This window comes from Streptomyces sp. NPDC001717, from assembly GCF_042892775.1.
In the GTDB taxonomy this organism is placed as follows: domain Bacteria; phylum Actinomycetota; class Actinomycetes; order Streptomycetales; family Streptomycetaceae; genus Streptomyces.
Genome location: NZ_JBIAUK010000015.1, coordinates 93,861 through 117,607 on the forward strand (window position 1 = coordinate 93,861; position 23,747 = coordinate 117,607).

Annotated in this window: 24 protein-coding genes and 1 riboswitch; of the genes, 15 read left to right on the plus strand and 9 right to left on the minus strand. The window is 71.8% G+C overall.

Going from position 1 to position 23,747, the window contains the following annotated elements:
• Positions 1–71 precede the first annotated feature (71 nt).
• The 3 genes from ACFYZL_RS23745 to ACFYZL_RS23755 all read left to right on the plus strand — a co-directional run bounded on the left by ACFYZL_RS23745 (position 72) and on the right by ACFYZL_RS23755 (position 2,574).
• The gene (locus tag ACFYZL_RS23745) at positions 72–1,544 is read left to right on the plus strand and encodes an amino acid permease (protein ID WP_384746389.1); all 1,473 of its coding nucleotides are present in this window, start codon (positions 72–74) and stop codon (positions 1,542–1,544) included.
• Positions 1,545–1,554: 10 nt separating this feature from the next.
• Positions 1,555–2,010, plus strand: a complete 456-nt coding sequence (locus ACFYZL_RS23750) for an Lrp/AsnC family transcriptional regulator (protein WP_030027017.1) — start codon at positions 1,555–1,557, stop codon at positions 2,008–2,010.
• Between the two features lie 132 nt (positions 2,011–2,142).
• Positions 2,143–2,574, plus strand: a complete 432-nt coding sequence (locus ACFYZL_RS23755) for a hypothetical protein (RefSeq protein WP_384746388.1) — start codon at positions 2,143–2,145, stop codon at positions 2,572–2,574.
• A 109-nt stretch (positions 2,575–2,683) separates the two neighbouring features.
• Here ACFYZL_RS23755 and ACFYZL_RS23760 read toward each other — a convergent pair whose 3' ends face one another.
• Together ACFYZL_RS23760 and ACFYZL_RS23765 are read right to left on the minus strand one after the other, a co-directional pair.
• Positions 2,684–2,986 carry a WhiB family transcriptional regulator gene (locus ACFYZL_RS23760; RefSeq protein ID WP_384746387.1) on the minus strand — a complete coding sequence of 101 codons (303 nt, stop codon included), beginning with the start codon at positions 2,984–2,986 and terminating at the stop codon, positions 2,684–2,686.
• An 81-nt stretch (positions 2,987–3,067) separates the two neighbouring features.
• Complete coding sequence (locus ACFYZL_RS23765) at positions 3,068–3,784, minus strand: GNAT family N-acetyltransferase (protein WP_388681460.1); 717 nt, start codon at positions 3,782–3,784, stop codon at positions 3,068–3,070.
• Positions 3,785–4,183: 399 nt separating this feature from the next.
• Here ACFYZL_RS23765 and ACFYZL_RS23770 point away from each other — a divergent pair, with 399 nt between their 5' ends.
• The 3 genes from ACFYZL_RS23770 to ACFYZL_RS23780 all read left to right on the plus strand — a co-directional run bounded on the left by ACFYZL_RS23770 (position 4,184) and on the right by ACFYZL_RS23780 (position 7,373).
• Positions 4,184–4,666 (plus strand): hypothetical protein, encoded by a 483-nt coding sequence (locus ACFYZL_RS23770; protein ID WP_384746384.1) that lies wholly within the window; start codon positions 4,184–4,186, stop codon positions 4,664–4,666.
• Between the two features lie 154 nt (positions 4,667–4,820).
• Positions 4,821–5,621: a carbon-nitrogen hydrolase family protein gene (locus ACFYZL_RS23775; RefSeq protein ID WP_384589267.1), complete on the plus strand. Its 801-nt coding sequence runs from the start codon at positions 4,821–4,823 to the stop codon at positions 5,619–5,621.
• 54 nt (positions 5,622–5,675) lie between these two features.
• Positions 5,676–7,373 carry a flavin monoamine oxidase family protein gene (locus ACFYZL_RS23780; RefSeq protein ID WP_384746383.1) on the plus strand — a complete coding sequence of 566 codons (1,698 nt, stop codon included), beginning with the start codon at positions 5,676–5,678 and terminating at the stop codon, positions 7,371–7,373.
• Positions 7,374–7,479: 106 nt separating this feature from the next.
• Here the strand turns inward: ACFYZL_RS23780 and ACFYZL_RS23785 are convergent, their stop codons facing one another.
• The 4 genes from ACFYZL_RS23785 to ACFYZL_RS23800 all read right to left on the minus strand — a co-directional run bounded on the left by ACFYZL_RS23785 (position 7,480) and on the right by ACFYZL_RS23800 (position 11,602).
• Entirely contained in the window at positions 7,480–8,064 is a 585-nt protein-coding gene (locus tag ACFYZL_RS23785; RefSeq protein WP_388681465.1) for a hypothetical protein, read from the minus strand.
• Positions 8,065–8,073: 9 nt separating this feature from the next.
• Positions 8,074–8,748 (minus strand): DUF5995 family protein, encoded by a 675-nt coding sequence (locus ACFYZL_RS23790; protein ID WP_388681468.1) that lies wholly within the window; start codon positions 8,746–8,748, stop codon positions 8,074–8,076.
• Positions 8,749–8,824: 76 nt separating this feature from the next.
• A complete protein-coding gene (locus tag ACFYZL_RS23795) occupies positions 8,825–10,261 on the minus strand; it encodes a uracil-xanthine permease family protein (RefSeq protein WP_384746380.1) in 1,437 nt (478 codons plus the stop codon).
• Positions 10,262–10,363: 102 nt separating this feature from the next.
• Entirely contained in the window at positions 10,364–11,602 is a 1,239-nt protein-coding gene (locus tag ACFYZL_RS23800; protein ID WP_388681471.1) for an MFS transporter, read from the minus strand.
• Between the two features lie 97 nt (positions 11,603–11,699).
• On the opposite strand from ACFYZL_RS23800, the gene ACFYZL_RS23805 reads away from it, so the two are divergent.
• Positions 11,700–12,815, plus strand: coding sequence for an ROK family transcriptional regulator (locus tag ACFYZL_RS23805; protein ID WP_384746399.1), 1,116 nt, complete (start codon positions 11,700–11,702; stop codon positions 12,813–12,815).
• Positions 12,816–12,864: 49 nt separating this feature from the next.
• On the opposite strand, the gene ACFYZL_RS23810 is transcribed toward ACFYZL_RS23805, so the two are convergent.
• From ACFYZL_RS23810 to ACFYZL_RS23820, 3 genes are all read right to left on the minus strand, one after another.
• Positions 12,865–13,620 carry an SDR family oxidoreductase gene (locus ACFYZL_RS23810; protein ID WP_384746378.1) on the minus strand — a complete coding sequence of 252 codons (756 nt, stop codon included), beginning with the start codon at positions 13,618–13,620 and terminating at the stop codon, positions 12,865–12,867.
• A 53-nt stretch (positions 13,621–13,673) separates the two neighbouring features.
• Positions 13,674–14,558, minus strand: a complete 885-nt coding sequence (locus ACFYZL_RS23815) for an RNA polymerase sigma-70 factor (RefSeq protein ID WP_384746377.1) — start codon at positions 14,556–14,558, stop codon at positions 13,674–13,676.
• 90 nt (positions 14,559–14,648) lie between these two features.
• Positions 14,649–17,024, minus strand: a complete 2,376-nt coding sequence (locus ACFYZL_RS23820; protein WP_384746376.1) for a chitinase C-terminal domain-containing protein — start codon at positions 17,022–17,024, stop codon at positions 14,649–14,651.
• Between the two features lie 338 nt (positions 17,025–17,362).
• Positions 17,363–17,493: riboswitch (FMN riboswitch) on the plus strand.
• A gap of 216 nt (positions 17,494–17,709) precedes the next feature.
• Between ACFYZL_RS23820 and ribD the strand changes: the two genes are divergently transcribed.
• Genes ribD through ACFYZL_RS23860 form a run of 8 tightly spaced genes read left to right on the plus strand, consistent with a single transcriptional unit; the run spans position 17,710 to position 23,663 of the window.
• A complete protein-coding gene (gene ribD / locus ACFYZL_RS23825) occupies positions 17,710–18,810 on the plus strand; it encodes a bifunctional diaminohydroxyphosphoribosylaminopyrimidine deaminase/5-amino-6-(5-phosphoribosylamino)uracil reductase RibD (RefSeq protein ID WP_384746398.1) in 1,101 nt (366 codons plus the stop codon).
• Position 18,811: 1 nt separating this feature from the next.
• Positions 18,812–19,423, plus strand: a complete 612-nt coding sequence (locus ACFYZL_RS23830) for a riboflavin synthase (RefSeq protein ID WP_384746375.1) — start codon at positions 18,812–18,814, stop codon at positions 19,421–19,423.
• Positions 19,420–20,073, plus strand: a complete 654-nt coding sequence (locus tag ACFYZL_RS23835; protein ID WP_384746374.1) for a nicotinamide riboside transporter PnuC — start codon at positions 19,420–19,422, stop codon at positions 20,071–20,073. Before ACFYZL_RS23830 ends, ACFYZL_RS23835 begins: the two co-directional genes overlap by 4 nt.
• Positions 20,070–21,359 carry a bifunctional 3,4-dihydroxy-2-butanone-4-phosphate synthase/GTP cyclohydrolase II gene (locus ACFYZL_RS23840; protein WP_384746373.1) on the plus strand — a complete coding sequence of 430 codons (1,290 nt, stop codon included), beginning with the start codon at positions 20,070–20,072 and terminating at the stop codon, positions 21,357–21,359. The genes ACFYZL_RS23835 and ACFYZL_RS23840 overlap by 4 nt, the downstream gene beginning before the upstream one ends.
• Positions 21,360–21,410: 51 nt before the next feature.
• Positions 21,411–21,896 carry a 6,7-dimethyl-8-ribityllumazine synthase gene (gene ribH / locus ACFYZL_RS23845; protein ID WP_007262951.1) on the plus strand — a complete coding sequence of 162 codons (486 nt, stop codon included), beginning with the start codon at positions 21,411–21,413 and terminating at the stop codon, positions 21,894–21,896.
• 58 nt (positions 21,897–21,954) lie between these two features.
• Positions 21,955–22,236: a phosphoribosyl-ATP diphosphatase gene (locus tag ACFYZL_RS23850; protein ID WP_365172582.1), complete on the plus strand. Its 282-nt coding sequence runs from the start codon at positions 21,955–21,957 to the stop codon at positions 22,234–22,236.
• 56 nt (positions 22,237–22,292) lie between these two features.
• Positions 22,293–23,141: an ATP phosphoribosyltransferase gene (hisG, locus tag ACFYZL_RS23855; protein ID WP_384589234.1), complete on the plus strand. Its 849-nt coding sequence runs from the start codon at positions 22,293–22,295 to the stop codon at positions 23,139–23,141.
• A 57-nt stretch (positions 23,142–23,198) separates the two neighbouring features.
• Positions 23,199–23,663, plus strand: a complete 465-nt coding sequence (locus tag ACFYZL_RS23860) for a PH domain-containing protein (protein WP_384746372.1) — start codon at positions 23,199–23,201, stop codon at positions 23,661–23,663.
• Positions 23,664–23,747 lie beyond the last annotated feature (84 nt).

Sequence of the window (23,747 nt, forward strand, 5' to 3'; positions counted from 1 at the left end):
CTGATCCTTGCTCCGGAACCGCTGCGGTCGACGCCAGACAGTCCCCATCCGCAGTGAGAAGGAGTTCCCGAGTGCTCGACACCGGCCAGGCGCCCCCCGCCACGACCGAGCCCCGTAGGACCGTGAACCCGCTGATGCGGCGCAAGCCGGTCGAGCGGCTCGTCTCCGAGGGCGGGCAGGGCGAGGGCGGCACGCTGCGCCGCTCGCTCACCATGTGGCAGCTGACGATGATCAGCATCGGTGCCACCCTGGGCACCGGCATCTTCGTCGTCCTCGGCACCGCCGCCCCCAAGGCCGGCCCCGCCGTGACGATCTCCTTCATCCTCGCGGGCCTGACCGCCCTGTTCTCGGCCCTCTCCTACGCCGAGCTGGCCGGCTCCGTCCCCGTCTCCGGCTCCTCGTACTCCTACGCGTACGCCACCATGGGCGAGCTCATCGCCTGGATCTGCGGCTGGTGCCTGGTCCTGGAGTACGCCGTCTCCGTCGCGGCCGTCGCCGTCGGCTGGGGTCAGTACCTCAACGAGTTCCTCGACGGGACCATAGGCGTCACCATCCCCGAATCGGTCTCCGCGCCGCTCGGTGAGGGCGGGTTCATCAACCTGCCGGCGCTCGTCGTCGTCCTGCTCTCCATGGTCTTCCTGATGCGCGGCGCCAAGGAGAGCGCCACCGTCAACTCGATCATGGTCGGCGTCAAGATCGTCACCCTGCTGCTCTTCATCGGCATCGGCGTCATGGGCATCAAGGCCGGCAACTACACCCCGCTGGCCCCGCTCGGCGTCACCGGCATCAGCGCCGCCGCCTCCACCCTCTTCTTCTCCTACATCGGCTTCGACGCCGCCTCCACCGCCGGTGAAGAGGCCAAGAACCCGAAGAAGGACCTGCCGCGCGCGATCATGCTGTCGCTCGCCATCGTCACCGTCCTCTACGTCCTCGTCGCCTTCGTGGCCGTCGGCGCCATGCCCTGGCAGGACTTCGAGGGCACCGAGGCCGCGCTCGCCCAGATCATGACCGACGTCACCGGTACCAGCGTCTGGGGCGTCGTCCTCGCCGCCGGCGCCATCGTCGCGATCTTCTCCGTCGTCTTCGCCGTCCTCTACGGCCAGACCCGCATCCTCTTCGCGATGTCCCGTGACGGCCTCGTCCCCAAGGTCTTCGCCAAGGTCGACGAGAAGACCGGCGCCCCCCGCGCCAACGTGGTGATCGTCTCCCTGTTCTGCGGCGCCCTCGCGGCCTTCATCCCGCTGGGCAAGCTCGCCGACGCCACCAGCATCGGCACCCTCTTCGCCTTCGGCCTGGTCAACGTCGCCGTCATCATCCTGCGCCGTACCCGCCCGGACATGCCGCGCACCTTCAAGGTGGCGCTCTTCCCCGTCACCCCGATCCTGGGCGCCGTCGCCTGCGCCTACATGATGTTCGAGCTCGACAGCGCCACCTGGATGGTCTTCGGTGGCTGGATGGCCGTCGGCCTCGTGGTCTACTTCCTGTACGGCATCCGCCGGTCCCGCCTCGCCACCGAAGCAGAAGTGGCCACAGCAGAGAAGTGATCCACCCGCAGTGCGACTGAACGATCTCGACGAACGCATCGTGCACGCCCTCGCCGAGGACGCCCGCCGCTCCTACGCGGACATCGGCTCCGAGGTCGGGCTCTCCGCTCCCGCCGTGAAGCGGCGCGTGGACCGGTTGCGTGCGGAGGGGGCCATCACCGGCTTCACCGTCCGCGTCGACCCCGCCGCCATGGGCTGGGAGACCGAGGGCTTCATCGAGATCTACTGTCGCCACAACACCTCGCCGGACGACATCCGGCGAGGGTTGGAGCGGTACCCCGAGGTGGTGTCCGCGTCGACCGTCACCGGCGACGCGGACGCCCTCGTCCAGATCTTCGCCTCCGACATGCGCCACTTCGAGCGCGTACTGGAGCGCATCGCGGGAGAGCCCTTCGTGGAACGCACGAAGTCGGTCCTGGTCCTCTCCCCGCTCCTGCGCCGCTTCACCTCGGGCGCCCCGGCGTAACGCCGCTCCCGGGGGGTCACCCGGGCGGCCGGAATGCCGACGCGATCCGCCCGTGCCACGCTGGGACGGGGGATCATGCGCCGGTCCGGCAAGGTCGACCGGCCGGACGGGCCGTCGCCCGAGGAGGCCTCCATGGCCAGTGACACCACCCGCTCCAAAGCGCCCGGGCCCGATCCCTGGCGCGCTCCGGTCTCCGGGTCCACCGCCTTCGCCGCGGCACTGATGATCTTCGGTGGCGCGATGGCGGCCTTCGAGGGCATCGCGGCCATCGCGAAGGACGACATCTTCCTGCGGACCCGCCACTACGTCTTCGAGTTCGACCTCACCGGCTGGGGATGGATCCACCTCATCGTGGGCATCGTCATCGTCCTCGCCGGCTGCGCCGTGCTCAGCGGAGCCCTGTGGGCGCGGTACTTCGGCGTGGTCGCCGCCGGTCTGGGCGCCCTCGCCAACTTCCTGTCGATCCCGTACTACCCCTTCTGGGCGATGACGCTGGTCGCCGTGAACATCTTCATCATTTGGGCGCTGTGCCACGGCATGCACCGCGAGGCCGACACGGCCTGACCCATCGGAACCGACCCAGGGCGCACCCGGCGCACGCCGCCGGGTGCGCCCGGGCACGTCCCGCACGAGAGGCCGCTGCCGCCTCCGGGCGGCCACGGGTTCCCAGGCCCTAGCGGCCCGCCGATGCGCCGGCCGTGGCCCGCGGGCGGGCGAGGGCGCGGCGCTCCTCCTCCGTCAGACCGCCCCAGACCCCGTACGGCTCACGGGTCCGCAGCGCATGATCCAGACAGGCCGCCCGGACGGGGCATCCCCCGCAGACCCGCTTGGCCGCGGCGTCCCGTTCCTCCCGGTCCTCACCCCGCTCCCCGGCGGGGTGGTAGAAGCGGCCGGGCCCCAGATTCCGGCAGGCTGCGCGCAGCTGCCACTGCCAGTGGTGGTGGGCGGAGCCGGGCAGGCGCGAGACGTCGGTCATGGCTGTTCCTTTCCGTGGGTGTGCCACGCGTCTGACCGCGCAGCGCCCCGCGAAACCCCGCAGTGGCCGACGGATCCCGGATCAGGCCTCCTCGGCCGGCGTGCGCAGCCCCACGAAGTCCGGCCGGCGCCGCAGCGTGAACCCCATCGACTCGTACAGCCGCACCGCCCCGGTGTTCTCCGCCGCCGCGTGCAGGAACGGGACGTCCCCGCGCTCGCGCGCCGCCGCGGCGACCGCCCGGATCAGCCCGGCCGCAAGGCCCCGGCCACGGAACTCCGGGTGCGTGCACACCGCGCTGATCTCCGACCAGCCCGTCGGCCGCATCCGCTCCCCGGCCATCGCCACGAGCCGGCCCTCCTGCCGGATCCCCAGGTACGTGCCGAGCTCCACGGTGCGGTCCATGAACGGGCCCGGCCGGGTCAGCTCCACCAGCTCCAGCATCTCCGGCACGTCACCGCGGCCCAGGCGGACCGCCCCGGGCGCGGCCTCGGCGCGTACCGCCCGCCCGTCCATCTGTACGCCGGGAATGGTCATCACGGTCTCCCAGCCCGGCGGCGGGGTCAGCAGCCCGGTCACCCAGACCCCCTCGTCGGGGCCGGCCAATGCCGCCAGGTCCGCCCACGCGCGGGGGTCGGCCGGGTCGGCGAGGGCCGCGAACGGGCTCGCGTCCTGTGCGTACCGGGCGGCCAGACCCGCGGGCCCGTACTCGGCGAAGGCACGGTGCGGTCCGGTCAGCGCCGCCCAGACCGGATTGTCGAGCACCTCGGCGGCGGGCACGGAGCCGGATTCGGGGGACATCGGGTACCGGATTCCTTCCGTAGGTGGCCGGGAACCGGCCGTGACCGCCTTCTTGACGGTCCCGGTCGCCGCCACGAGACTGCGGGAGGCGGGCGCATGGAGCGTGCCCGCCGCGGGAAGCCTAACCACCGCGAGCAGGGCCGCCGAAGCGGCGACGAGCCAGGACGGGGGCGGGACCGGTGGACACGGCCGGAACGGCGTACGCGGAGGCCCGGACCCTCCGCCGCTGGTGGCTGACCCGGCGCCTCCACATCGACCTCCTGCGGGTCTGCAGCGCCTTCGGCCGCTGACCCCGCGGGGGCGGCCGCGAGCGGCACCCCCTGAAGACGACCGAAGACGACCGGGCGCGCACCGCGCGACCCGGCAACCCGCCGTGCCCTCTTCCGCCTCAGGAGCGCCATGTCCTCCATCGCCGTGCCCACGGCCCTGCCCGCCGAGCCCGCCGTCCGCGCCGAGCCTCCCGTGGCCGCCGTGGCCGCCGTGCCCGACCCGTCGACCGGTTCGCCCCGCACCGAGCTGCGCGGCCGCATCGGGACCGGCTTCTCGCCCGTCCCGCACCGCTACCACCTCTACCTCGGCCCCGACTGTCCTCGCTCCCTTCGGGTGGCCGCCGCACTGGCCGCGCTCGGCCTGGAAGCCGCGGTCGCCGCCACCGTCCTCCCCGCGGACCCCGGTCACCGCGCGGGCGACGCGCACGGCGCGGGGGCCCACACCGCCCTGCGCCTGGCCTACGAGGCCACCGGCCACCACTTCGACGGCACGCTGACCGTTCCCGCCCTCGTCGACACCTGGAGCGGGCGCGTCGTCTCCAACCACACCCCCGGAATCCTCGACGACCTGCGCTTCCTCGGGGCCCACCCGGCCTTCCGGACGGCCCCGTAGGGCAGTCGCACGGGGGGCGCGCAACGAATCACCGCCCACCCGGCGGAACGCGCAACGAATCGATGCTCCGAGCGCAACGGTCACGGCTTGTCCGGGTCGAACGTCCGAACGTACCGTTTTACGACCCCCACCCCTCCTGCCACAGAGGATATCCATGGCCCCGCTGCGCACCGCCCTCCTCCAGAGCTCCGGACGGCTCGGCGACACCGCCGAGAACCTGAAGGCGCTCGACGAGGCCGCGGCGCGCGCCGCACAGAGCGGGGCCGGGCTCCTCGTGACCTCGGAGATGTTCCTCACCGGCTACGCCCTGGACCCCCAGGACATCGCCGACCGCGCCGAACCGGCCGACGGCGAGTCCGCCCACGCCATCGGCGGCATCGCCCGCCGCCACGGGATCGCCGTCCTGTACGGCTACCCCGAGCGCTCGGGCGACGCCGTGTACAACTCGGCGCAGCTCATCGGCCCCGACGGCGCCCCGCTCGCGAACTACCGCAAGACGCACCTCTTCGGCTGCTTCGAGCAGGAGGCCTTCACCCCCGGCGACACCCCCGTCGTCCAGGCCGACCTCGGCGGCCTCCGCATCGGCATCATGATCTGCTACGACGTGGAGTTCCCCGAGAACGTCAGGGCCCACGCGCTCGCCGGCACCGACCTCCTCCTGGTGCCGACCGCGCAGATGCACCCCTTCCAGTTCGTCGCCGAACAGCTCGTCCCCGTACGGGCCTTCGAGAACCAGATGTACATCGCGTACGTCAACCGCACCGGTCCGGAAGGCGAGTTCGAGTTCGTCGGACTCAGCTGCCTGGCGAGCCCCGACGGGGTCACCCGCACCCGGGCCGGTCGCGGCGAGGAGCTGGTGTTCGGCGAGGCCGACCCCGAGCTGCTCAGCGCGTCGCGCACGACCAATCCCTACCTGCGCGACCGCCGCCCCGGGCTCTACGCCTCCCTCGTCTGAGTCCCGCCCGCACCGCCCTCCCCCCTGCCCCACCCCCGCAAGGAGTCGTACCCCATGACGTCCACGGTGCCCACCACCGCCGTCCCGCACGGCGACGGACAGCCGCCGATCACCATGTTCGGCCCGGACTTCCCCTACGCGTACGACGACTTCCTGGCCCACCCGGCGGGGCTCGGCCAGATACCGGCGACCGAGTTCGGCACCGAGGTCGCCGTCATCGGTGGCGGACTGTCCGGCATCATCTCGGCCTACGAGCTGATGAAGATGGGCCTCAAGCCCGTCGTCTACGAGGCCGACCAGATCGGCGGCCGGCTGCGCACCGTCGGCTTCGAGGGCGCCGAGACCGAGGGCCTCACGGCGGAGATGGGCGCCATGCGCTTCCCGCCCTCCTCCACCGCCCTCCAGCACTACATCGACCTCGTCGGGCTGGTCACCGAGCCCTTCCCGAACCCGCTCGCCGAGGCCACCCCCTCGACGGTCGTGGACCTCAAGGGCGAGACGCACTACGCCGAGACCATCGCCGACCTCCCGCAGATCTACCGCGACGTCGCCGACGCGTGGAACGCCTGCCTCGACGAGGGCGCCGACTTCTCCGACATGAACACCGCGATGCGCGAGCGGGACGTCCCGCGCATCCGCGAGATCTGGGCCAAGCTCGTCGAGAAGCTCGACGACGAGACCTTCTACGGCTTCCTCTGCAAGTCGGAGGCGTTCAAGTCCTTCCGCAAGCGCGAGATCTTCGGCCAGGTCGGCTTCGGCACGGGCGGCTGGGACACCGACTTCCCGAACTCCATCCTGGAGATCCTGCGCGTCGTCTACACCGAGGCCGACGACCACCACCGCGGCATCGTCGGCGGCTCGCAGCAGCTGCCGATGCGCCTGTGGGAGCGCGAGCCCGAGAAGATCGTCCACTGGGCCCAGGGCACCTCCCTGTCCTCCCTGCACGACGGGACCCCGCGCCCGGCCGTCACCCGCCTGCACCGCACGGCCGGCAACCGCATCACGGTCACCGACTCCTCGGGCGACATCCGCACCTACCGCGCCGCGATCTTCACCGCGCAGTCCTGGATGCTCCTGTCCAAGATCGCGTGCGACGACACGCTGTTCCCGATCGACCACTGGACGGCGATCGAGCGCACCCACTACATGGAGAGCTCGAAGCTCTTCGTCCCCGTCGACCGCCCCTTCTGGCTGGACAAGGACGAGGAGACCGGCCGCGACGTCATGTCGATGACGCTCACGGACCGCATGACCCGCGGCACCTACCTGCTGGACAACGGCCCGGACAAGCCCGCCGTCATCTGCCTCTCGTACACGTGGTGCGACGACAGCCTGAAGTGGCTGCCGCTGTCCGCGAACGAGCGGATGGAGGTCATGCTGAAGTCCCTCGGCGAGATCTACCCGAAGGTCGACATCCGCCGTCACATCATCGGCAACCCGGTGACCGTGTCCTGGGAGGACGAGCCCTACTTCATGGGCGCGTTCAAGGCCAACCTGCCGGGCCACTACCGCTACCAGCGGCGCCTGTTCACCCACTTCATGCAGGACCGCCTCCCCGAGGACAAGCGCGGCATCTTCCTCGCGGGCGACGACATCTCCTGGACGGCCGGCTGGGCCGAGGGCGCCGTCCAGACCGCCCTCAACGCGGTCTGGGGCGTCATGCACCACCTCGGTGGCTCCACGGACTCCACCAACCCGGGCCCGGGCGACGTCTACGACGAGATCGCCCCGGTCGAACTCCCGGAGGACTGACCTTCCGGAGGACTGACATCCCGGAGGACTGAGATCCAGGCCCCCCATGATCACGGGCCGCCCCCGCGCACGAGCGCGGCGGCGGCCCGTTCTCATGCCGTCCCGTTCACACCGTCCGGCTCCACACGAGCCTCCAACGGGCCTTCCGCGCGTCCTGCACGGCCCGGGCACGGCCTTGCTCGCGCCGCCCCAGGCTCACCCCGCAGCCCGCGCACAGCCGATGGAGCCAGTACCCGTCGCGCAGTGGCGTCGTGCCCCGGTCCGTCTCGCACAGCGGGCAGACCGCGAGGTCACCGGCCCGCGGGGCGGACATCAGGCGGGGCATCACGGCGGGCAGCGGTGCGGCCGGGTGGAACTCCGGATCGGGGCACCACAGCCGGACCGTGGGCGGGGGCGGATCGGGAACACGGACACCGGCACCCTTCTGGGCACGGCGGCGCGACTCCCACCCGGCCTGCTCGGTCAGCCACAGCGCCCGGGCGGCGTGCAGTTCTTCCACCGCCCACACCAACGCTCCCGGATCCCGCTCCAGGTTCCGGGGGATCCCCGCGCTGCGGCACAGGTGGTGATAGGTCGCCCGGAACCCGTACGGCGCGAACTCGGTCAGGCAGGTGCGCAGCGCCGACAGCCGCCGGTACGGCGGGAGCCCGGTGTCGTGCACCCGTCGGCGGTGCGTGGCGAAGCTGGTCACGGCGTCAGGCTAGGGGGCGAAGGCCCAGGCCGCACGGGGTTTCGGCCCCGTCGGCGTCAGCAGGCACCGGCCCACGAGGCCGACGCCCGAGTCGAGGGACTCGGTGAACTCCTCCGCCAGGTCGGGAGAGCGGCGCAGCGACCACAGCAGGCGGGCCGCCGCCCAGGCGCCCGAACGGGCGCGCTCCAGGCTCCAGGACCCGATCAGGTGGGTCAGCGGGTCGGCGATCTCCAGCAGGTCCGGCCCCGGCATCAGGTCCTCGCGGATGCGCTCCTCCAGGGCGACCAAGGTGTCGCCGACCCGGTCGAAGTCCGCCTCCAAGGCCCGTGGTTCGCAGTCCAGTGACCGGCAGGTGGCCACCACCGCCAGCGCCAGGTCGTGGCCGATGTGCGCGTTGATGCCGGCCAGCGCGTGCTGGAGCGGGCGCACGCCCGGGTGGCGGCGGTACTGGAGCAGCGGCCGCCAGCAGGCCGGCGGCCGGTCCGCCTCCACCGCCGTCAGGTAGCGCTCCGCGAAGCGCGCGCTCAGCGCGGCCGCCCTGCGCGGTGCGGGGAAACCCCCGTGGGAGATCCGCTCGTACAGGGTCTCCGTCACGGTCAGGTACACCCGGTTGAAGACGGCGACACCGTCCTGCGCGGGGAGCCGCTCGTCCAGGGCGCGCATCCGCGCCAGCACCGCTTCCATGTCAGGCAGCGTCGCAGCCGCCGCCCCGGATCCGGGGAACTTGGCCGTGCGCTTCCCCGGTTCGGGCGAAGAGGCGTCAACTCCGCTTGTCCCCGGTGCCGCCGGCGGCCGGGCCTCCGCCGGTCGGGCCCCCGCCGGTCGGGTCCTCGTCGTACGTCGAAGTCCCCTCGTCCAGCAGGGGCTCCTCGACCTTCATGTGCGCCGGGGCGAAGTACCGCAGCGTGTGGTAGCCCGTGATCACCACGATGGTGCCCAGCGCGATGCCGCCGAGCTCGAAGCTGTCGGTGATCTGCAGCTTGACCCCGCCGATGCCGATGATGATGCCCGCCGCGGCCGGCACCAGGTTCAGCGGATTGCGCAGGTCCACCCGGCCGTTGATCCAGATCTGCGCGCCGAGCAGGCCGATCATGCCGTACAGGATGACGGTGATGCCGCCGAGGACACCGCCCGGGATCGCGGCCACGACCGCCCCGAACTTGGGGCACAGCCCGAAGAGCAGCGCGAAGAACGCCGCCGCCCAGTACGCCGCCGTGGAGTAGACCCGGGTGGCCGCCATCACGCCGATGTTCTCGGAGTACGTGGTGTTCGGCGGGCCGCCGACCCCCGTGGACAGCATCGAGGCGGCGCCGTCGGCCGCGATGGCGGTGCCGAGCTTGTCGTCGAGCCGGTCGCCGGTCATCTCGGCGACCGCCTTGATGTGCCCGGCGTTCTCGGCGATCAGCGCGATCACCACGGGCAGCGCGATCAGGATCGCCGACCACTCGAAGGCCGGGGCGTGGAAGGACGGCAGTCCGATCCAGTCGGCCTTGGAGACCCCGGAGAGGTCCAGGCGCCAGTGGTCCACGGCCTCGGCCCCGCCCGTCGTGGAGTGGATCTGCCCGAAGATCCGGTCCAGCACCCAGGAGAGCCCGTAGCCGAAGAGCAGCCCGAGGAAGATCGCGATGCGCGACCAGAAGCCGCGCAGGCACACCACCGCCAGGCCGGTGAACAGCATCGTCAGCAGCGCGGTCCACTGGTCCTGCGGCCAGTACGTCGAGGCCGTCACGGGCGCCAGGTTGAAGCCGATCAGCATCACCACCGCGCCCGTCACCACCGGCGGCATCGTGGCGTGGATGATGCGGGCGCCGAACCGGTGCACGGCCAGACCCGCGAGGAACAGCGCCGCGCCGACGACGAAGACGGCACCGGTGACCACCGCGCTGTCCCCGCCGCCCGCCCGGATCGCCGCCGCCACGCCCACGAAGGAGAGCGAGCAGCCCAGGTAGGACGGGACCCGGCCGCGGGTCGCGAGGAGGAAGATCATCGTCGCGATGCCGGACATCATGATGGCCAGGTTCGGATCCAGTCCCATCAGGACCGGGGCGACGAAACTCGCGCCGAACATCGCCACGACGTGCTGGGCGCCGAGCCCGGCGGTCCGCGGCCACGACAGCCGCTCGTCCGGCCGTACCACCGCGCCGGGGGCGGGCGTCCGCCCGTCGCCGTGCAGGGTCCAGCGCACGCCGAGGCCCATGTTCCACTCCACTTCTCCGGCCGGCCGGAGGTCGCGCCCGGCACCGGTCACACATCGAGGCCGCAGCGCGAGGGATGCCGCTGCGGCCGGTTGATCGATATGTTACGGCTGTATACGGGCTGGTTCGTCCCGATTGGGCCGAGGGGCCTTCTCGGTGGGTGTGGCCCCAGGGTGCCCCACGGGAGACCTCCGGCGCAGTACCGAGGCCCCGGCGGTCAGCGCGAAGGCCAGTACGGTGACCAGCCCGAAGGACCACACCAGCGAGGTCGCGTCGGCCACCGCGCCGATCGCCGACGGCGCGATCAGGCCCGAGGTGTACGTGATCGTCGCGACGCCCGCGATGGCCTGCGCCGGGGCGGGCCCGCTGCGCCCCGCGGCCGCGAAGGCGAGCGGGACCACCACCGCGATGCCGAGCCCGATCATCCCGAAACCGGCCAGGGCCGCCGCGGGGTGCCGGGCGAGGACCACCAGCAGCCCGCCCGCGGTGGCCACGACACCACCCGCGCGGACCGTGCGCACCGGCCCGAACCGGTCGACCACCCGGTCCCCGACGAGCCGGGCGACGGCCATGGTGAGCGCGAAGGCCGTGGTGGAGGCCGCCGCGAGCCCGGCGTCCGTGTTCAGGGTGTCCTGCAGGTACACGGCCGACCAGTCCAGACTCGCCCCCTCCGCGAACACCGCGCAGAAGCCGATGGCGCCGATGAGCAGCGCGGACTTCGGAGGCAGCGCGAAATGCGGCGGCGCGTCCCCGTCCGGTTCGGCCCTCAGGTCCAGGACGCCCCGTACGGCGACCAGCCCGACCGCGGTCAGCGCGAGCGCCGCGACCAGGTGGTGCAGCCGCGCGTCGGCGCCGGCGTGCGCGGCGAGCGTGCCGGCGGCCGAGCCGATCAGCGCGCCCACGCTCCACATCCCGTGCAGCGAGGACATGATCGAGCGGCCCAGCCGGTTCTCGGTCTCCACGCCCAGCGCGTTCATCGCCACGTCCGACATCCCGGCCGCGACCCCGTAGAAGAAGAGCGCGAGGCAGAGCGCCAACAGGTTCGGGGCGAGGCTCGGCAGGATGAGCGCGAGGGTCCACATCGCCAGCAGCCCGCGCAGCGCGGTACGCGCGCCGAACCGGTGGTTGACCCGCCCGGCCAGGGGCATCGCCAGCGCCGCGCCCACGGCGGGGCAGGCCAGCGCCAGCCCCAGGGTGCCGGCGCTCAGCTGGGCGTGCTCCTGGATCCAGGGGATGCGGGTGGCGAAGGAGCCGGTCACGGCGCCGTGCGTGCAGAAGACGGCGGCGATGGCGAAACGGGCATGGCGCAGGCGCGCCGGGCTGAGGTCTGGTTCCCCGGTCATGGGCGTTAAACTATCAGGAACCCTGCCTGATAGATATCTCCCTCGATTGCCTAGGATGGGGGCCGTGACTTCTGCCATCGCCGCGACCCGGTCGCCCGTGCCCGCCTCGCCCAGCACGGCGCGGGCCATCAACGACCGCCTCGCGCTGCAACTCCTGCAGGATTCCGGGCCGCTGACGGCCACCCAGCTCAAGACCATGACCGGGCTCTCCCGCCCCTCGGTCGCCGACCTCGTCGACCGCCTCACCGGGGCCGGCCTCATCGAGGTCGTGGGGGAGTCCGGCGCACAGCGGCGCGGCCCCAACGCGAAGCTGTACGGGATCGTCGCCCACCGCGCCCACCTGGCCGCCCTGGACGTACGGACCGACAGCGTCACCGCGGTCGTCACCGACCTGCTCGGCACCCCGATCGCCCGGGCCGCCCTGCCCGTGGGCGCCCCCGAGGACGCGGTCGCGACCCTTCTGAGCACCGCCCGCGCGGCGGGGGCCGAGGAACTGCACACCGTCGTCATCGGCGCCCCCGGCCTGGTCGCCCCCGCGACGGGCGAACTCCGCGACACCTCGGGCCTGCCGGCCTGGCACCGGGAGCTGGTCGCGGCCCTCCAGCGGAGCCTGCCGGCCGTGGTGCTGGTCGAGAACGAGACCAACCTGGCCGCCCTCGCCGAGCAGAGCCAGGGCGCGGCCCGCGACCTGGACTCCTTCGTCCTGCTGTGGCTCGGCGCGGGGGTCGGCGCGGCGGTCGTCCTGGACGGCCGGCTGCGCCGGGGCGCCTCGGGCGGGGCCGGGGAGATCGGCTTCCTCCCGGTGCCGGGCACCGGCGGCCTGCCGTCGGCCACGGGCTGCGCGGGCGGCTTCCACGCGCTGGTCGGCCGGGACGCCATCGAGGCGCTGGCGCGCGAGCACGGCTTCGAGGGCCCGGTCGAGCAGGCAGTGGCCGGCGCCGCGGGCGAATCCTTCCTCGACGCCTTCGCGGAACGCCTCGCCCTGGGCGCGGCGGCCGCCGCGGCGCTGCTGGACCCGGGCTGCGTGGTCCTGGCCGGCGAACTGGGCCGCGCGGGCGGCCCGGTCCTGGCCGCCCGGGTCTCGCACCGCCTGGCCTCCCTGACCCCGGTCCCGACGGAGGTCCGAGCCACGACCCTGGGCGACCCGGCGGTCCTGGCGGGCGCCCAACTGGCGGCCAGGGAGGCGGCGCAGGAGGTGTTGTTCGGGGGGTGAACGGGCCTGCCTCCCGGGGTTGCCCCAGGGGGCGGCCCCGCCCTCCCCTCTAGGCCCCCCGCCCCGCCGCGAACTCGGCGAACGTGGTGCGGCCCACCGCGTGGGACGGGGTCAGGTTGCCGCCGCGCTTGAAGGCCGCGTACGTCTTGCCCGCCAGCGGCACGGGGAGGACGCGGCGTCGGCGGTGCGTCGCCGCGAGGTAGGTGCGGGCCAGGTCGGGCAGGGTGTGGATCTCCGGGCCGCCCATGTCCGGCACCCGACCGGCGGGGCTCGGGACCGCGAGGTCCGCCAGGCGGGCCGCGACCTCCTCGACCGCGATCGGCTGGACCCGTACCCCGCTCGGCACCGGCACCGGGACGACCGGCAGCTTGGACGCGGTGTCCACGACCTGCGCCACCAGGTCGTGGAACTGGGTCGTGCGCAGGATGGTCACGCCCAGCCCGGAGGCCTCCAGCATCCGCTCCACCTTCAGCTTCGCCTTGTAGTAGCCGAGGGGGACCACGTCCACGCCGACGATGGAGATGTAGACGAGGTTGCGGACGGTCCCCGCCCGGCGCGCGGCCTCGACCAGCCGGCCGGCGGCCACCTCGTCCCCTCCGCCCGGCGAACTCGCGCAGTGCACGACGACCTCCACGCCCGCCATCGCCGCGTCGAGGCCGTCGCCGGTGCGCAGGTCGACGGGGAAGTCGGCCGAGCCCCGGCTCAGGACGCGGACCTCGTGGCCCGCCTCCCGGAGCCGGGCGACGAGCGGCCTGCCGAGGGTTCCGGTGCCTCCGGTGACGAGAACGGTGTGCGTGCTGCTCATGAGGGGCTGCCCTTCACTGGAACTTCCGTTGCCCAGCTTGGACCGGACAGGGCTCAGGAATGTGACAGCTGCCGGTGGAGGAATACGAGCTTCTCCGGGTTCGTCACCGTTCGCAGGCCGCTGACCAGGCCGTCTTCGATCTCGACCTGGAAGATTCCGAGGTCGCCGAAGAGCAGCGTGGGCGATCCGTTGACCTCCGCGAAACGGATCGTGAGGTCGTCCCCGTACTTCGCCATGATGCCCACCGCGAAGCGGGCCACCTTGTCGCGGCCCAGGATCGGCCGCAGGGCCGCGCTGACCACTCCGCCGCCGTCCCCGACGTACTTCGCGTCCGCGGTCAGCATGGTCTCCAGCCGGGCCACGTCCCCGCCGCGGGCGGCCTCCAGGAAGGTCTCCACCAGGCTCTGCCACCGCTCGGGGTCCGGCTCGAAGCGCGGCTTCGGCGCGGCGACCCGGGCCGCCGCCCGATGGTGGAGCTGCCGGCAGTTGGCCTCGGAGAGGTCCAGCAGCCCGGCGATCTCCCGGTGGGAGTACGCGAAGGCCTCGCGCAGGACGTACACGGCCCGCTCCACCGGCGTGAGCCGCTCCAGCAGCACCAGCAGGGCCATCGACACGCTGTCCCGCTGCTCCGCCGACTCCAGGGGGCCGAGCGCCCCGCCCCCGGTGAGCACCGGCTCCGGCAGCCAGGGGCCGACGTACTCCTCGCGCCGGGCGCGCGCCGAGGTGAGGGCGTTGAGGCACAGGTTCGTGACGGCCTTGGCGAGCCAGGCCCCCGGGTGCTCGACGTCCCCGCGGTCGGCCGAGGTCCAGCGCAGATAGGCGTCCTGCACGATGTCCTCGGCCTCGGTGGCGGAGCCGAGCATGCGGTAGGCGATGCCGAACATCCGGGGGCGGTGTTCCTCGAAGTCCGCGACCGACGCGGTGGCATGGGTGGGCATCCGGCCAGCCTAACGAGCGAGGACCCGGTGGCCGCCGGGCCACCGGGTCCTCACGATCCATACGGGGTGTCAGCGAAAGGTGTCAGGGAGTCAGCAGGCTCCCTGGTCCTTCCAGACGCCCCATTCACCCGTGGTGCCCGGCTCCTCGTTCTGGGTCCACCACTGGGCCTTCCAGTTGCGGCCCTTGTGGGAGACGACGTTGCCGCTGTTGTAGACGGTGCCCGCGACGTACGCCGGGTTGGTGCACGTACCGCCCGTCGGGGGAGTCGTCGGCGGGGTGGTGGGAGGAGTGGTCGGCGGGGTCGTCGGAGGAGTGGTCGGAGGCGTGGTCGGGGGCGTGGAGCCGCCGCCCGGCTGGACCACCGTCGTGCCGCGTGCCAGGTCGCCGGCGAGGGCGTAGGTGGTGCCGGAGATGTTCACCGTCCAGTTGGAGGGCGTGGACACCGGCAGGTAGTAGTTGAAGGCCAGGTCGACCGAGGCGCCCGGGGCCAGCGTCTGCCAGGCCGGGAGCTTCAGGGAGACCCGCTGGAAGTCGCCCTTGAGGCCGCCGACGTTGTTGCCGGTGTGGCCGCTGCTGATCACCGTCGTGCCGAAGCCGGACTGGTCCGAGGCGTTGTTCGGGGCCGAGGTGCCGTAGTCGAACCGGAACTCGGTGCCGCCGGGCAGCGTGGCGTTCGTGTTGTTGGTGATCTTGAGCTTCGGGGTGATCGGGTAGTTGGAGTCGCCCAGCTTGAACTCGGTGAACTCCGTCTTGATGTCCACGGCCTGGGTGGGCAGCGCGGCGCCCGCCTTGTTCGCCCCGTACGGGGAGGCGGCCTTGAACTTGTCGTACATCAGGGAGGTGAGCGTGTCGCCCATCTCGTACTGGCCCTTGGCCGAGTTGTACGCGTAGTCGCCCGCGAGCTCCCAGACCATCGTGCCGCCGATGCCCTTGTTCACCACGTAGTCGGCCTTGGCGGCCACCGACTGCTCGTCCTCGGTGGAGAGGAACACCTTCTTCTGGCTGTTCCACAGCCACGGCGCCACCAGGGTGGAGTCGTACTTGCGGGCGTAGGTGCCGGTCAGCGTCGTGTTCGCGGGGAAGCCGTACTTGGTGACGTAGTCGCCGACGACGCCCTTCTCCAGGTTCTTCGCGTGCCACATCGGGTTGGATCCCGCCGGGGACTCGGCCCCGTTGGTGTCCTTGTCGTGCCACAGGTTGTCGATGCCGACCGCGCCGTCACCGCACTTGGTCAGGCCCGCGCCGGCCGGGCAGGTGGTCGCGGGGGCCTTGCCCCACAGACCGTCCGTGCCGCCCTGCACGTTCTTGAAGCCGCGGGTGTAGTACGGCAGGCCGATGTTGATGCGGCCCCCCGGCATCGAGCCGCGGAAGTAGTGGTACGCCCAGTCGGTGTTGAGGTAGCCGACGCCGCCGTACTGGGAGGTGGAGTAGACGCTCGCGGCGGCGAGTTCGCCGTCCTTGCCGTCGTCGAAGAGCGAGGCGTTCGGGCCGACGTACTCGTTCCAGGCGCCGTGCAGGTCGTAGGACATGATGTTGACGTAGTCCAGGTACTTCTGCATCTGGAACGTCTCCATGCCCCGCAGCAGGTAGCCGGAGGAGGGGGCGGCGACGGAGAGCAGGTAGTGCTTGCCGTCGGCGGCGCCCGCGCGGTCGAGCTTCTCGCGCAGCGACTTCATCAGGGCCGCGTAGCCCTGGACCAGGCCGGCGCGGCGGGCGTTGGAGAGCTGCCAGTCCAGTGGGTTGCCGGAGTCCTTCATCGTGGTCGGGTACTCGTAGTCGATGTCGACGCCGTTGAACCCGTACTTGCGGATGAACTCGACGGAGGAGTCCGCGAAGGTGTCGATGCCGGCCTGGTTGACCGAGCCGTCGGCGTTGGTGGCCATCGAGTAGAAGCCGCCGGAGGCGACCCGGTTGCCGTCGTCGCCGAAGTAGCCGCCGGTCTCCGCCCAGCCGCCGACCGAGATCAGCGTCTTGACGTTCGGGTACTGCTTCTTGAATTTCGTCAGCTGGTTGAAGTGGCCCTTGTAGGGGAGGGCCGGGTCCATCTCGGCGCCCGCGACGCCCGGCCAGGTCATCCCGGTGGCGGCGTTGTTCGCGTTGTCCGTGCCGACCGAGATCTTGTTGTCGGCGCCGACGTGGGCGAAGGCGTAGTTCAGGTGGGTGACCTTGGACCACGGGATGTTGTTGGCCAGGTAGGCGGGGGTGCCGTCCTTGCCGGTGCGCCAGCCGGTGAAATATCCGATGACGCGGCGCTGGTGGTCGGCGCCCATCTTCTCGCGGCCTTCGGAGTCGTAGACCGAGCAGTACGGGACGTCGACCCCGGCCGTCTTGTACAGCCCGTCGGGGCGACAGCTCTCGTTGTCGGCGGCGTGCGAGACGCCCGTCGAGAGCCCCGCGACCAGCAGTCCGGCGATTGCGGCGCCGGATGCCAGGAGCATCGCTCTCGTACGTGTGGGGGACAGCATGGTGCCTCCTGGGGAGGGGAGGATGGCAGGACACAACAGGCATGCGGGTACTGCGTGTTGGCCCGTGACGTGCGCACATCTGACGGGCTGTTCCCGGGTGAAGTTGAGGGGAACGTTAAGAGGACTAGACCAAACCGTCAATAGGTCTGGACCAACCTCGGATCCGGTCCGCCCGTCGCGCCGGAGTCGGCGTGGACTCGCGCCGGAGGGTGGCTCAGGGGGGTGTGGAGGTGCGGTCGGAGTGAGATCCAGATCACTCTCCGTGTGACCCAGGCCACACCGCATCACCCGCATGGCCGCCGATCACCCGTGGCAGACTGGGCTGCAGTACCAGTAAGCAGCGCACTCCGGGGTCGGTGTAATTCCGAACCGGCGGTTATAGTCCGCGACCCGTCCGCAGCCAGCGGCCGGTTGACCAGGTGAGATTCCTGGACCGACGGTTAAAGTCCGGATGGGAGGCAGTGCGCGGCGGGCCAGTTTCCGGTACGCCGCCGTCGGCGGTTCGTCGGCGCATCCTCGTGGATGTGCCCGAGCGGACCGTTTTTCCGGCCTCGGCGTCCCCGTGCGAGCTGTTCCGCTCCATCTGTCGTATCCCGACAGGCCCCGGAGTCCGTGCCCGATGTGGCAGGAGGACCCGGTGGCGACACACGCCGCGCACGAAGCACCCGACACGGGCACCCGTGCCATGCGCCGAGCCGTCGAGCTCGCGTCCCGCGGCCTCGGCTCCACCAGCCCCAACCCCGTCGTCGGCTGCGTCATCACCGACGCCGCGGGCACGATCGTGGGCGAAGGCTGGCACGAGCGGGCCGGCGGACCGCACGCCGAGGTCCACGCCCTGCGCGAGGCGGGCGGGGCCGCCCGCGGCGGCACCGCCTACGTCACCCTCGAACCGTGTAACCACACCGGCCGTACGGGCCCCTGCGCCCAGGCCCTCGTCGACGCCGGGATCACCCGTGTGGTCTACGCCGTCTCCGACCCGAACCCGCAGGCCAGCGGTGGTGGCGCCACCCTGCGCGCCGCCGGCGTCGCCACGGAGTCCGGGCTGCTCGCCGAAGAGGCCGAGGAGGGCAACGCCGCCTGGCTGACCTCCGTGCGCCTGGGCCGCCCCTACGTCCTGTGGAAGTACGCCGCCACGCTCGACGGCCGCATCGCCGCCGCCGACGGCACCAGCCAGTGGATCAGCTCGGCCGAGTCCCGCGCCGACGTCCACCGGCTGCGCGCCGAGGCCGACGCCGTGGTCGTCGGCTCCGGCACCCTGCGCGCCGACGACCCGCACCTCGCCGTCCGGGGAGTCGAGGGCGCCGTCCAGCCCCTGCGCGTCGTCCTGGACACCCACGCCACGATCCGGCCCACCGCCCGCGTCCTGGACGGGGCCGGCCCCACCCTCGTCGCCGTCGCCGAGGACGCCGAGGCCGGCCGGCTCGCCGGGGTGGAGCTGGCCCGGCTCCCGTACGACGAGCACGGGATCTCCGTGGACGCCCTGCTCGGCGAGCTGTACGGGCGCGGCGTCCGCTCCGTCCTCCTCGAAGGCGGCCCGACCCTGGCCGGCGCCTTCGTCGCCGCCGGGGCCGTCGACAAGGTCGTCGGCTACCTCGCCCCGGTCCTCCTCGGCGCGGGTCCCGCCGCACTCGGCGACGCCGGGATCGGCACCCTCGCCGACGCGCTGCGGCTCCGGATCACCGAGACCGTCCGCATCGGCACGGACATCCGCGTCACCGCCGTCCCCACGGCAACCCCCTCAGTCCTCTCAGTCCCCGCCGCCCCCACTGCCCCCAAGGAGCACTGAAGTGTTCACCGGAATCGTCGAAGAACTGGGCGAAGTCGTCGCCGTCGAGGAGCTCCAGGAAGCCTCCCGCTTCCGCCTGCGCGGCCCCGTCGTCACCGAGGACGCCAAGCACGGCGACTCCATCGCCGTCAACGGCGTCTGCCTGACGGTCGTGGAGACCGGCGACGGCGAGTTCACCGCCGACGTCATGCAGGAGACCCTCAACCGCTCCAGCCTCGGCGCCCTGACCAAGGGCTCCCGGGTCAACCTGGAACGCCCGATGGCACTCGGCGGACGGCTCGGCGGCCACCTGGTCCAGGGGCACGTGGACGGCACCGGCGAAATCCTCTCCCGGACGCCGTCGGAGCACTGGGAGATCGTCAAGGTCGCCCTCCCCGCGAACCTCTCGCGCTACGTCGTCGAGAAGGGCTCCATCACGGTCGACGGCGTCAGCCTCACCGTGGTCGAGGCCGCCGCCGACTGGTTCACCATCAGCCTCATCCCCACCACCCTCGCGCTGACCACCCTGGGCATCAAGCAGCCCGGCGACCCGGTCAACCTCGAGGTCGACGTCCTGGCGAAGTACGTCGAGCGGCTGCTCGGCAAGGACAAGGACCAGGAGGCCGGCCGATGAACGCCGTGGATTGGCTGAACTCGGAGGCCTTCACCGCCTTCGACCAGCACATCAAGTGGTCCGACATGATCGGCAACACGATCGGTCTGATCGCCCTCGCCCTCGGCTGGCGGCGCTCCATATGGACCTGGCCCGCCCAGTTCCTCTCGGGCGTCATCCTCTTCGTCGCCTTCGCCGCCGGTCACCTGTCCGGCAGCGCCGGCAAGCAGGTCGTCGTCATGCTCGTCGCCGCCTGGGGCTGGACGCAGTGGAGCCGGGGCCGGCAGCAGGCGCAGGACGGCACGATCGCCGTCCGCTTCGCGACCTGGCGCGAGCGCGGCGTCCTCGTCGGCGCAGCGGCCGTCGGCACCGTCGCCGTGGCCCTGCTCTTCACCGCCTACCCGGCGCTGTCCTGGGACCCCTGGCCCGACGCGTACATCTTCGTCGGCACCGTCGTCGCGATGTACGCCCAGTCCCGCGGCATGGTCGAGTTCTGGTTCGCCTGGCTCCTCGTCGACGTGGTCGGCGTGCCCCTGAACTTCGCCAACGGATACGCCTTCTCCGGCTTCGTCTACGTCATCTACGGCGCGCTCGTCCTGTGGGGCATGCGCGACTGGTGGCTCCGCTCTCGCACCGCCCCCGCCCCGGCCCTGGAAGGAGCAACGGCATGACCAGCCTCAAGCCCGTGCCCGACATCCCCGAAGAGACCTTCCGCCTCGACCCCGTCGAGCAGGCCATCCGCGACATCGCGGCGGGCCGCCCGGTCGTCGTCGTCGACGACGAGGACCGCGAGAACGAGGGCGACCTCGTCATCGCCGCCGAGAAGGCCACCCCCGAGATCATCGCCTTCATGATGAGCGAGTGCCGCGGCCTGATCTGCGCCCCCATGGAGGGCGACGAGCTGGAGCGCCTCGAACTGCCGCAGATGGTCCAGCACAACACCGAGTCGATGAAGACCGCCTTCACCGTCTCCGTCGACGCGAGCGCCGCCCACGGCGTCACCACCGGCATCTCGGCAGCCGACCGCGCCACCACCCTGCGGCTCCTCGCCGACGGCGTCAGTGGCCCCGGCGACTTCGTCCGCCCCGGCCACATCTTCCCGCTGCGCGCCAAGCCCGGCGGCGTCCTGGTCCGCAACGGCCACACCGAGGCCGCCGTCGACCTCGCCCGCCTCGCGGGCCTGCGCCCGGCCGGCGCCATCGTGGAGATCGCCGGCGAGGACGGCGTCATGCTGCGCCTGCCCGAGCTGATCCCCTTCGCCCGCAAGCACGGTCTGACGATCATCTCCATCGAGGACCTGATCGCCTACCGCCGCTCCGCCGAGCCGACCGTGCGCCGCGAGGCCGAGGTCAGCCTGCCGACCTCCTTCGGCGAGTTCACCGCGTACGGCTACCGCTCCACCGTCGACGGGGTCGAGCACGTCGCCCTCGTCCACGGCGCGATCGGCGACGGCGAGGACGTCCTGGTCCGCATGCACTCCGAGTGCCTGACCGGCGACATCTTCTCCTCCCAGCGCTGCGACTGCGGCCCGCAGCTGCACGCCTCCATGGAGCGGATCCAGGCCGAGGGCCGCGGGATCGTCGTCTACCTGCGCGGCCACGAGGGCCGCGGCATCGGACTGCTGTCCAAGCTGCGCGCGTACGAGCTCCAGGAACGCGGCCGCGACACCCTCGACGCCAACCTCGAACTGGGCCTGCCCGCCGACGCCCGCGACTACGGCTCCGGTGCGCAGATCCTCGCCGACCTCGGAGTCCGCAGCGTCCGCCTGCTGACCAACAACCCCGACAAGGCCGACGCCCTCGTCCGGCACGGCATCACGGTCACCGACCGGGAGTCCATGCCGGTGGAGGCGGGCGAGCACAACCTGCGGTACCTGCGCACCAAGCGGGACCGGATGGGCCACGACCTGCCCTGGCTGGACGCGGCAGTGCCCGTGTCCACCTGCGGCAACCAGTAAGAACGCACCACCACCCGTACGTACATCCACGAACCACCGAGGAGCAGAGCTGTGAGCGGCAAGGGCGCACCCGAACTGAGCGTGAAGAACTGCGGAGACCTCCGAGTCGCCGTGATCGCGGCCCAGTGGCACGAGAAGGTCATGGACGGACTGGTCGACGGCGCCCTGCGGGCCCTGCACGAGCTGGGCATCGACGAGCCCACCCTGCTGCGCGTCCCCGGCAGCTTCGAGCTCCCGGTCGTCGCCAAGGTGCTCGCGGGCCGCGGCTACGATGCCATCGTCGCCCTCGGCGTGGTCATCCGCGGCGGCACCCCGCACTTCGACTACGTCTGCCAGGGCGTCACCCAGGGCCTGGTGCAGGTGTCGATCGACACCGGAGTCCCCGTCGGCTTCGGCGTACTGACCTGCGACAACGACGAGCAGGCGCTGGACCGCGCCGGACTCGAAGGGTCGAACGAGGACAAGGGGCACGAAGCGGTCACCGCCGCCGTCTCCACCGCCATGACCCTGCGGACCGTCAGCGAACCCTGGCGGTAGTCCACGGAGTGAACCCTGGCGCCGGGGGCGCCGGGTGAACCCGTACTCTAAGGGCATCATGGCGAACAAACCCCCTAAGAGCTTCGAAGAGCTCTTCACCGAGCTCCAGCTCAAGGCCGCCAACGGCGACCCGAGCACCTCCCGTACCGCCGAGCTCGTCGGCAAGGGCGTCCATGCCATCGGCAAGAAGGTCGTCGAAGAGGCCGCCGAGGTCTGGATGGCCGCGGAGTACGAGAGCAAGGACGCCGCCGCCGAGGAGATCTCCCAGCTGCTCTACCACGTCCAGGTGATGATGGTGGCGCGCGGGATCTCCCTCGACGACGTCTACGCGCACCTCTGAGCCAGGCACGCACACCCCGCCCGCACCCACGTATCCCACGCACCAAAGGAAGCCCCATGCTGCGCATCGCCGTCCCCAACAAGGGTTCACTCTCCGGACCGGCGTCGGCGATGCTCCATGAGGCCGGCTACCGCCAGCGCAAGGAGTCCAAGGAGCTCGTGGTCGTCGACCCCGAGAACGGCGTGGAGTTCTTCTACCTCCGCCCCAAGGACATCGCGATCTACGTCTCCTCGGGCAAGCTCGACATCGGCATCACCGGCCGTGACCTGCTGCTCGACTCCGGCGCCAGTGCCGAGGAGATCCTGCCGCTGAACTTCGGCCGGTCCACCTTCCGCTACGCCACCAAGCCCGGCACCGCGAAGGGCCCCGAGGACTTCCACGGGATGACGATCGCGACCTCGTACGAGGGAATCGTCGCCAAGCACCTCGCCGAGAAGGGCATCGACGCCTCCGTCGTCCACCTCGACGGCGCGGTCGAGACCGCCATCCAGCTCGGCGTCGCCCAGATCATCGCGGACGTCGTCGAGACCGGCACCAGCCTGCGCAACGCCGGCCTGGAGGTCATCGGCGAGCCGATCATGACCTCCGAGGCCGTGGTGATCCGCGGCAACGGCACCGACCCGGAGAACCCGCAGGCCCAGCAGTTCCTGCGGCGCCTCCAGGGCGTCCTGGTGGCCCGCAGCTACGTGATGATGGACTACGACTGCCGCGCCGAGCACCTGGAGCGCGCCGTCGCCCTCACGCCGGGTCTGGAGTCGCCGACCGTCTCCCCGCTGCACAACGAGGGCTGGGTCGCGGTCCGCGCCATGGTCCCCGCCAAGGAAGCCCAGCGCATCATGGACGACCTGTACGAGCTCGGCGCGCGCGCGATCCTCACCACCTCGATCCACGCCTGCCGGCTCTGACGGCACGGCACCGCACCGCACCGCGATCCCGTAATTCCAGAAGGCGCTGAAGCACACATGAGCGAGCCCGTCGCCCAGCCCGTACCGCCCGTCCTGCCGGTCACCTTTCGGCCCAACCGCACCCGGGCGGTGCTGCTGAGCGTCGGGCTCGTCATGTTCACCACCATCTCGGCCATCGCCGTCCTGCTGGAGAAGCTCGGCCCGGGGGAGCGGATCAGCTTCGTCTTCACCGCCGCGCTGCTGAGCTCCGTACTGCTCCTGCTCAGCCGCCCCAAGGTGGTCGCCGACGAAGCCGGCGTCACCGTCGTCAACCTGACGACCAAGCGCCGCCTGGAGTGGGCGCAGATCCTGCGCGTCAACCTCCGCCCCGGCGACCCGTGGGTGTTCCTCGACCTCAGCGACGGCACCAGCCTGCCCGTCCTCGGCATCCAGCCCGGGGTGGCCAAGGCCAAGGCCATCGGCGACGCCCGCGCCCTGCGCGCCCTCGCCGAGACGCGCGGAACCGGTACAAACGACCACTGAGCGCACGAAGGCTCGTCGCTGCGTCCCATTGCGGCCAGGATCTCAATGACTACCCTGGTGGCGGGGCGCAGCCGTGCGCTCCGA